This window comes from uncultured Megasphaera sp., assembly GCF_958350005.1.
Lineage (GTDB): Bacteria > Bacillota > Negativicutes > Veillonellales > Megasphaeraceae > Megasphaera.
On sequence record NZ_CATWFF010000194.1, the window covers coordinates 1 to 3,637 of the forward strand.

The following is a 3,637-nucleotide window of genomic DNA, read 5'->3' on the forward strand; positions in this document are numbered from 1 at the left end:
GTGTATAATTGTGTATCATATAGATGATAGGTACTATCATAAAGGAGTAAGTATGATTTCATTACTCGAAATTCCCGTTCAGTTTCCCAAAGGGATACGAGGTCACAGCATGATGGGGTCTATCTTTCATGGCGCCCTGATGGAGCGGATTGATGAAAAGGCCGCTGCTGCCTACCATGAGCTGAAAACGCCTCGTCCCTACAGTCAGGCTTTGTATTGGGACAGCCGGACAAAGCAGATGATCTGGCGCATTGGCACTTTGACGGAAGAAGCGGCAGCATCTCTGCTGGAACCGCTGCAGCATATACGGGAGCTGTATTTAAAAAATCGCGGCTACGCTGTTGTGTTAGGGGTGCCCCGGATGATACGGCAGACAACCTGTGCCGACCTGGTTCAGCAGATTGCTGCCGTGAAAGACGTGCCGAACAAGGTGTCTTTCTCGTTTCTGACGACAGCCAGCTTTAAGCGGGACGGCGTATATGCCATTTTCCCGGAAGAAGGACTGGTCTTTTCCAGTCTGCTGCGGCGGTGGAATAGTGTTTCCTCATCGGCCCGCTGGGAGGATAGGGATATTCCCGATTTGCTGGGCTATTATGCCGCAGTCGATGCGTATCAGCTGGAAACGAAGGCCTTTCAGCTGGAACGGCACTATGTCAAGGGATTTACAGGGAAGGTTACCTATGCCCTTCCCGGGCCGGAAGATATTCGCCGTATTCAGCTGGTATTGGCTTCGTTTGCCCCTTTTGCCGGCATTGGCATCAAAACGGCTCTCGGCATGGGAGCTGTGTCTGTCAGTTTCCGGATTTTTTGACGAGCCCGGAGCCGGCTGCAGTGGTATACTGGACAAGTACAAGACAATCAGGTATGAAGTAAGTAATATAGTATATAAATCACATATAACTGGTTACAGAGGAAGGTGGTATACGTTATGAACCAATGGGGAGCAATTTTATTTGATACGCGGTCTATTCAGCGGTATATTTTTTCCGGTAATAAACTGCGTACCAATATTGGTGCGTCTTATATTGTAGAGCGCGTATTCCAGGATCTGCTGGTAGGGGATATTCTGCAGCCCGGCCATTTCGGCATTCAGTCCCTGGATGAAGAGTCCTGGAAAAAACAGCATGCCGAAGGAAGTCCGAAAAAGAAGAAAAAAAAGAAGAAGAAAAAGGGACAGCAGGCCGTGCCGGCTGTGCAGCCTGAAGCGGCAGCAGCCGTATCTGCTTCCGGCGAAGCGGACTGTGAAGTGGCCTATATTGGCGGCGGCAATGCCCTGATTTTGTTTAAAGATACAGATCAGCAGCGGCTGACTGATATTATCACCGCCTTTACCAGAAAGGTTCTCGTCCAGTATCCGGGGCTTAAGACCGGGGCTGCTCAGGGTATTATTGACAGGGACGAAGATTTTGGCAAAGAACGGGCAAAACTGTATGAAATCCTCAAGGCCAACCAGAATACGGTCTTTCCTGTCGTCAATCCGCCGTATACAGGACTCACCCTGTCCTGTGAAGTCAATGGGGAAACGGCAAACTACTACGATACGACCGGCCTGATTGTTCCTGAAGGAGAGGCGCGGTTCTTTTCGCAGGAAGTACGGGCCAAAGCGGAAGCGGCGCAATTGGCCAACAAGGCGCTGGCAGCCGAATTTGCCGATGTCCTGACCCTTCGCAGCAAGGACGGACAGACCAGCCGGACCTATGCCTTCCCTATGGAACTGGGCGAGCTGGGCCAGCGGGCAGGCGAAAACGATATTGCCATCGTCCATATTGACGGCAACCAGATGGGGCAAAAATTCTCGAAATGTAAGAATTTGCCTGAACTGCAGGGACTTTCGTACCGTACGCAGGAGAAAACGAAAGGGGCCTTCCGGAAACTCCTCAAGAGTATCGTCAGAAACTGTGCTGCTGACCGGTATGACTGCCTGGATCTGAAGGATCATACCCTTCCTATTCGGCCTCTTATTCTCGGCGGCGATGATGTGACCTTTATTTGCCCGGCCCGCATGGCTGTGGACTATGCAGAAGCGTTTATTCAGGAAATGGCCGAAAAGGACAAGCATTTTGGCGACGGCATTGAATGCTGTGCCGGCATTGCCATTCTGCCGGCGGCGTACCCCTTCTTCCGGGGCTATGAACTGGCAGAACAGCTGTGCGGCGCTGCCAAAGCCCGGTCCCGTACGGACGACTTGAGCTGGATCGATTTTGCCATTCTCCACGGCGAACAGGCGCCGACACTGGAACAGATCCGGGCTGATGAATATACAGGCGTACTGGGAAGTATGCACTTTGGCCCCTATCAGGTCCGGACAAAAGCTGCGGCTGATAAACAGAATCCGTTCCTCCTGTCCCATCTCAAGGAGGCTGCAGAGGCTCTGCGCCGTACATTGCCGCAGAATAAGGTGAAAGAGCTGCGCAGTGTTCTGGCCTGCAACCGGCATGAAATCGATGTATGGAGCGAGCAGCTCCGCCATAATGGACAGGCTTTGCCGGAAATTGCGGGCTGGGAAGACTTTCAGGCTGCGTTGTGGAATAGTGCAGACGGGACATTAAAAACGCCGTGGGTAGATGCAATTGAAATCATGGATTACCTTCCCATTATGAAGGAAGAGCAGAAGGGGGACGCGTAAATGGCTGTTCATGAGATTACGATTACTGTAAAAACACCGCTGAGCCTGGGATCAGGCCAGGCTGATGTCAATATTGATGCCGACATTGTTCATGATTCCTATGGACTGCCTTATTTTCCGGCCCGGCGGTTCAAGGGCATTCTCTATGAAAGTGCTGTGGAAGCAGCGGAAATGGCTGAACTTTCGCAGAAGCCCTTTCTTTCCCGCAAGACGGTGGAAGAACTGTTTCATCATGTCGATACGGCTGATGTACAGCTGGTTATTTCCAATTTTTACCTTCGTGACTACGAAACGATGTGCCGTGACTGGAGCCAGCTGCAGCGGCAGTATGGGGCGTATATCCGTCCTGATGATGTGCTGGAAACGTATACGTCTCTGCGGTATCAGACGGCCCTGGATGCCGATACGGGAACGGCCAGAGACGGATCGCTGCGCAATATTCGCGTCCTTCGGGCCGGAACGGTGTTTGTCGGCACCATTGAAGTCGTTCATGAAACGCCGGCGTATACGCAGGCTCTGGCGCTGGCCCTGCAGAATATGCGGGCTGCCGGACTGAAGAGAAACCGCGGGTTTGGACAGATTGTCTGCACGATGAAAAATCAGGCAGAACTTGTGCAGGCTGCATTGCAGGCAGAATAGGGGGCTGACTATGAAAAAACTAGATATTACCATTCAACTGATGTCGCCCGTTGTGCTGACCATGCAGGGCAGTTCCCTGGTATTAACGGAAAGCAACGAGTATATCAGCGGCTGCATACTGCGCGGACTTCTGGCAGAACGGTATATTTCTCAGAATCATCTTTAAGACGCTCTTTTTCGGCGGTCTGCAGTTCGTCCAGGCCAATTTGCTGAAAGAAAATATCCGCGCTGTAACACTGCCTTTGTCTCTGGTAAAAAACAAGATTACTTCAAAAGTTTCTGATTTATGTCACGATGCATTTACTGTCGGCGATAAGGCAGTAAAAGGATTTGCGCTGGTACAGAATGAAGTTATTCGGCCTGTACAGGTAC

General features: G+C 51.3%; 4 protein-coding genes. All 4 read left to right on the forward strand.

The features are described from left to right. Positions 1-52 precede the first annotated feature (52 nt). The 4 genes from cas6 (at position 53) to Q3886_RS09330 (ending at position 3,431) form a co-directional block, all read left to right on the forward strand. The gene (gene cas6, locus Q3886_RS09315) at positions 53-811 is read left to right on the forward strand and encodes a CRISPR system precrRNA processing endoribonuclease RAMP protein Cas6 (protein WP_301861151.1); all 759 of its coding nucleotides are present in this window, start codon (positions 53-55) and stop codon (positions 809-811) included. A gap of 117 nt (positions 812-928) precedes the next feature. Further along, the gene (locus Q3886_RS09320) at positions 929-2,626 is read left to right on the forward strand and encodes a hypothetical protein (protein WP_301861152.1); all 1,698 of its coding nucleotides are present in this window, start codon (positions 929-931) and stop codon (positions 2,624-2,626) included. Beyond that, positions 2,627-3,265 (forward strand): RAMP superfamily CRISPR-associated protein, encoded by a 639-nt coding sequence (locus Q3886_RS09325; RefSeq protein ID WP_301861154.1) that lies wholly within the window; start codon positions 2,627-2,629, stop codon positions 3,263-3,265. A gap of 10 nt (positions 3,266-3,275) precedes the next feature. Beyond that, the gene (locus Q3886_RS09330) at positions 3,276-3,431 is read left to right on the forward strand and encodes a hypothetical protein (protein WP_301861156.1); all 156 of its coding nucleotides are present in this window, start codon (positions 3,276-3,278) and stop codon (positions 3,429-3,431) included. The last annotated feature ends 206 nt before the right edge of the window (positions 3,432-3,637 follow it).

Coding starts and splice junctions, on each gene's coding strand:
- cas6 (WP_301861151.1), top strand. CDS start 53: ATGATTTCATTACTCGAAATTCCCGTTCAGTTTCCCAAAGGGATACGA.
- Q3886_RS09320 (WP_301861152.1), top strand. CDS start 929: ATGAACCAATGGGGAGCAATTTTATTTGATACGCGGTCTATTCAGCGG.
- Q3886_RS09325 (WP_301861154.1), top strand. CDS start 2,627: ATGGCTGTTCATGAGATTACGATTACTGTAAAAACACCGCTGAGCCTG.
- Q3886_RS09330 (WP_301861156.1), top strand. CDS start 3,276: ATGAAAAAACTAGATATTACCATTCAACTGATGTCGCCCGTTGTGCTG.